Genomic DNA, 4,353 nt, shown 5'->3' on the forward strand with positions numbered 1-4,353 from the left:
ATCGTCGACGTCGAGACCAAGCAGGCCATGCGTCCGCGTGACGCCATGGCCTCCGCCGGCAAGACCCTGGTCGAGCTGTTCGGTCTCGCCCGCGAGCTGAACATCGACGCCGAGGGCATCGACATGGGTCCGTCCCCGACGGACGCGGCGCTGGCGGCCGACCTCGCGCTTCCGATCGAGGAGCTCGAGCTGACCGTCCGCTCCTACAACTGCCTCAAGCGCGAGGGCATCCACTCCGTGGGTGAGCTCGTGGCGCGCTCCGAGGCCGACCTGCTCGACATCCGCAACTTCGGTGCGAAGTCGATCGACGAGGTCAAGGCGAAGCTGGCCGGCATGGGCCTGGCCCTCAAGGACAGCCCGCCCGGATTCGACCCGACCGCCGCGGCGGACGCCTTCGGCGCCGACGACGACGCGGACGCCGGGTTCGTGGAGACCGAGCAGTACTAAGAGCTCGGGCCTTCCGGTCCGTACTCGGGTGCGGGTGCGCTGTGGCTTGTCGCGCCCACGCGACGGAGTCGCATATCGACACCGCCCCGCGCCCCTTCCGGACGACGTGCGCCTTCGGCGCCGTCGCCCGGATCTCCGACAGGCGACCGCCTGCTCGGATACTGACCCCGGTACCTGGTACGGCCGGGGCAGACACACAGGAGAGAACAATGCCGAAGCCCACCAAGGGTGCCCGTCTGGGCGGCAGCGCCGCGCACGAGAAGCTGCTCCTCGCGAACCTCGCGAAGTCGCTGTTCGAGCACGGCCGTATCACCACCACCGAGGCGAAGGCCCGCCGCCTGCGCCCGTACGCCGAGCGTCTGGTCACCAAGGCGAAGAAGGGCGACCTTCACAACCGCCGCCAGGTGCTGCAGGTCATCACGGACAAGAGCGTCGTCCACACGCTCTTCACCGAGATCGGCCCGCGCTACGAGAACCGCCCGGGTGGCTACACCCGCATCACCAAGATCGGTAACCGCCGTGGCGACAACGCGCCCATGGCCGTCATCGAGCTGGTCGAGGCGCTGACCGTGGCGCAGCAGGCGACCGGCGAGGCCGAGGCCGCCACCAAGCGTGCGGTCAAGGAGGCCGAGGAGACCAAGGTCGAGGAGACCAAGGTCGAGGACGCCGCCCCGGCCGACGAGGCTCCGGCCGAAGAGTCCAAGGACGCCTGAGGCTCTGCCTGACGCTGAGCGGGTCCGCCCTTCGGGGCGGGCCCGCTTTCGCGTACCTGAGAGGATCTCCATGTGAGTGACGAAGTACAGTCCGGCCACGTCCGTGTCCGCCTCGACCTGTCCTACGACGGGAGCGAGTTCTCCGGCTGGGCCAAGCAGGCCGGTGGCCGGCGGACGGTGCAGGGCGAGATCGAGGACGCGTTGCGCACCGTCACACGGTCCAGGGAGACGTACGAGCTGACCGTGGCCGGGCGGACGGACGCGGGTGTGCATGCCCGGGGACAGGTCGCCCACGTCGATCTGCCGGAGGCGGTCTGGCGTGAGCACCACGAGAAGCTGCTCAAGCGGCTCGCGGGCCGCCTGCCCAGGGACGTACGGGTGTGGGCGCTGAGGGAGGCGCCCAGCGGCTTCAACGCCCGCTTCTCCGCGATCTGGCGCCGCTACGCCTACCGCGTCACCGACAACCCCGGCGGGGTCGACCCGCTGCTCCGGGGCCACGTCCTCTGGCACGACTGGCCGCTCGACGTGGACGCCATGAACGAGGCCGCCCGGCAGCTCCTCGGCGAGCACGAATTCGCCGCGTACTGCAAGAAGCGCGAGGGCGCGACGACGATCCGTACGCTCCAGGAGCTGCGGCTCGAAAAGGGCGCCGACGGGATCATCACCGCCACCGTCCGCGCCGACGCCTTCTGCCACAACATGGTGCGCTCGCTCATCGGGGCGCTGCTCTTCGTGGGGGACGGGCACCGCGCGCCGGACTGGCCGGGGAAGGTGCTCGCGGCCGGGGTGCGGGACTCGGCGGTGCACGTCGTACGGCCGCACGGGCTGACGCTCGAGGAGGTCGGCTACCCGGCCGACGAGTTGCTGGCCGCGCGGAACAAGGAGGCGCGGAACAAGCGGTCGTTGCCGGGTACGGCCGGCTGCGCAACCTGTTAGTCACCCGGCGTACGACGGTATGTGCACCGTCGTTCCGGGTGCCCGGGTCGTCGCGCTCGGGGCGGTCTTCGAACCGTGTGTCGGTCGAGGACGATTTGTGCGGGGCCGATATCGTCCTGCACTGACCGAATGGCCGCAGTTCCGTGCCACGACCCCGAGTGGGCCGCCGCGCTGGTGAACCGGCCGCTGACCGGGAACGGCCGAGGGGTACTCGCCGCGGACCGCTGGACCGTGGCGGGCCGGCCGTTCCGGGCGCCGGGCAGACCGGTGCCGTGAGGGGAGAAGGCATGACGGGGCAGGGCAACGGCGTACCGATCACCGTGGTGATGCCGACGTACAACGAGGCGGCGAACGTGCCGCGGATGGCCGAGGCGGTGCTGGGGCTGCCGCTGGACGGGCTGCATCTGAAGATCGTCGACGACTCCAGTCCGGACGGCACCGGGCGGATCGCCGAGGAACTGGCGGAGAAGTACAACGCGGACGGGACCGGCCGGACCCGGATGAGCGTGCTGCACCGCACCGAGAAGGACGGGCTGGGACGGGCGTACACCGCGGGCATGACCGCGGCGCTGGAGGAGGGCGCCGCGTACGTCGTCCAGATGGACGCCGACGGCAGCCACCCGGTGGAGGCGGTGCCGCGCATGCTGGACGCGGCCCTCACCTCCGGCGCCGGCCTGGTGGTCGGCAGCCGGTACGTCGAGGGCGGCTCGCTGGCGGAGGACTGGGGAGCGCACCGCGTCCTGCTCTCCCGGTTCGCCAACCGCTACGCGCGTACGATCCTCGGCACCGACATCCACGACATCACGGCGGGCTTCAACCTCTGGTCGGCCGCCACGCTGCGGGACGTCGACCTGTCGTCCCTGGACAGCGCCGGATACAGCTTCCAGGTGGAACTGAAGTACAAGGCCGTGCGGGCGGGGCACCGCGCCGTCGAGATTCCCATCCGCTTCGAGGAACGCACGGAGGGCGTCTCCAAGATGACCCTGCGTACGCAGCTGGAGTCGGCGGTGGTGCCGATCAGGCTGCGCCTGAAGCGGCGGTAGGTCCTCCGGTCACGGGTGACTACTGGTTCGCCGCCGCGGATGCCTGTGCCTCGCCGCGGCGGCGGATCTGGCGGAAGGTGAACTCGGCCAGGTCGTCACCGGCGCTGAAGACCTTGGTGTCCTTGGTGGTCACGTCCTTGCCGCTGGGGAAGCCGGCGATGGTGAAGTAGGCGTAGCGGCCGACGGAGTTGGTCGTCGAGCGGCAGACCGCGGCGTTGCAGAACGCCTTGACGCCCTTGCCGGCCAGCGACTTCACGATGCTCTTCTTGTCTGCCGTTTCCTTGGCCTTGACGGCCTTGGCCTCGGTGTCGAAGACGGCCACGCCGACGGTCACCGCGACTCCGTCCCGGGTGTAGGTCACGCGCAGCAGACGGGTGCAGCCGCCCGCCGTGAGCACCTTGGGAAGGGTGCCGCCGGCGGCGGAGGCGCAGTTCGTGGTGTCGGCCGTGGGGCCCTTCTTGTACACGGTCTCGCCCATGGTCAGCCGGGTGCCCGGGAAGAGCGTCTCCGCGCTGAGCGGGGCCGTGTCCTTCTTCGCGCTGGCTATGAAGTCCTTCGGGTCCAGCGGCGGCGGTGCGCTGGTGGGCTCGAAGGACGGCGCCGGCGCGGAGTCGCTGGGGAGTGAGGCGCTCGCGGGCAGGTTGGACGGCTGCTTCGAGGCGTTGTTGTCCCCGTTGGCCGACATGACGGCCATGGCGACGGCGGTACCGATCGCCACGGTGGCGACCGCGCCGCCGCCGATGAGCAGCACCCTGCGTCGCTTGTGCCGCGCTTCCGAGGCGTCGGCGAGCGCGGCCCAGTCCGGGGTCTGGTCGTCGCCGCCGCTGTTCCACGGCTGCTGAGAGTTCGGTTTCCAGGGATCCCACTGGGACTGGGAGCCCCCCTGCCCATAGCTCATGGGGCGCCATCTTAGACGGGGGCGCGGGGTGCGGGGGGCGGCACTACTACCGGCGGTAGGGGACCTTTCCGCGCAACCCGTGGTATCCCGCCCGGGACGCGCCCCGTCCTGGGGCTCCGCCCCAGACCCCGCCAGGGGCTGCGCCCCTGGACCCCGTTTCCCACCCACCCACCCGTGACAGCCAACTGGAAGTCCCTCACCCCGGGGCTCGGCCCCGGCCCCCGGCGGGGACTGCGTCCCCTGCACCCCGCGGGGCTCCGCCCCAGACCCGACGGGGGCTCCGCCCCAGACCCGACGGGGGCTGCCGTCTCCTGCA

General features: G+C 71.1%; 6 protein-coding genes. 5 read left to right on the forward strand and 1 reads right to left on the reverse strand.

Annotated elements, in window-relative coordinates; genetic code table 11:
* From ACWC21_RS40590 to ACWC21_RS40610, 5 genes are all read left to right on the forward strand, one after another.
* Positions 1-447, forward strand: a 447-nt coding sequence (locus ACWC21_RS40590; protein ID WP_450889767.1) for a DNA-directed RNA polymerase subunit alpha C-terminal domain-containing protein, incomplete at its 5' end; no start/stop codon positions are given.
* A 209-nt stretch (positions 448-656) separates the two neighbouring features.
* Positions 657-1,160 carry a 50S ribosomal protein L17 gene (gene rplQ / locus ACWC21_RS40595; RefSeq protein WP_450889769.1) on the forward strand — a complete coding sequence of 168 codons (504 nt, stop codon included), beginning with the start codon at positions 657-659 and terminating at the stop codon, positions 1,158-1,160.
* Between the two features lie 72 nt (positions 1,161-1,232).
* Positions 1,233-2,096 (forward strand): tRNA pseudouridine(38-40) synthase TruA, encoded by an 864-nt coding sequence (gene truA / locus ACWC21_RS40600; RefSeq protein ID WP_450889771.1) that lies wholly within the window; start codon positions 1,233-1,235, stop codon positions 2,094-2,096.
* Positions 2,097-2,225: 129 nt separating this feature from the next.
* On the forward strand, positions 2,226-2,372 hold the full coding sequence (locus tag ACWC21_RS40605) for a hypothetical protein (protein ID WP_450889773.1): 147 nt from the start codon (positions 2,226-2,228) through the stop codon (positions 2,370-2,372).
* Positions 2,373-2,383: 11 nt separating this feature from the next.
* The gene (locus ACWC21_RS40610; protein WP_450889775.1) at positions 2,384-3,139 is read left to right on the forward strand and encodes a polyprenol monophosphomannose synthase; all 756 of its coding nucleotides are present in this window, start codon (positions 2,384-2,386) and stop codon (positions 3,137-3,139) included.
* Between the two features lie 19 nt (positions 3,140-3,158).
* Here ACWC21_RS40610 and ACWC21_RS40615 read toward each other — a convergent pair whose 3' ends face one another.
* On the reverse strand, positions 3,159-4,037 hold the full coding sequence (locus tag ACWC21_RS40615; RefSeq protein WP_450889777.1) for a hypothetical protein: 879 nt from the start codon (positions 4,035-4,037) through the stop codon (positions 3,159-3,161).
* Positions 4,038-4,353: the final 316 nt, after the last annotated feature.

It is taken from the genome of Streptomyces sp. NPDC001348 (assembly GCF_053597535.1).

What these genes read in the sequence shown, in the direction of transcription:
- rplQ (WP_450889769.1), top strand. Translation starts at nt 657, where the DNA reads ATGCCGAAGCCCACCAAGGGTGCCCGTCTGGGCGGCAGCGCCGCGCAC.
- ACWC21_RS40605 (WP_450889773.1), top strand. Translation starts at nt 2,226, where the DNA reads ATGGCCGCAGTTCCGTGCCACGACCCCGAGTGGGCCGCCGCGCTGGTG.
- ACWC21_RS40610 (WP_450889775.1), top strand. Translation starts at nt 2,384, where the DNA reads ATGACGGGGCAGGGCAACGGCGTACCGATCACCGTGGTGATGCCGACG.
- ACWC21_RS40615 (WP_450889777.1), bottom strand. Translation starts at nt 4,037, where the DNA reads ATGAGCTATGGGCAGGGGGGCTCCCAGTCCCAGTGGGATCCCTGGAAA.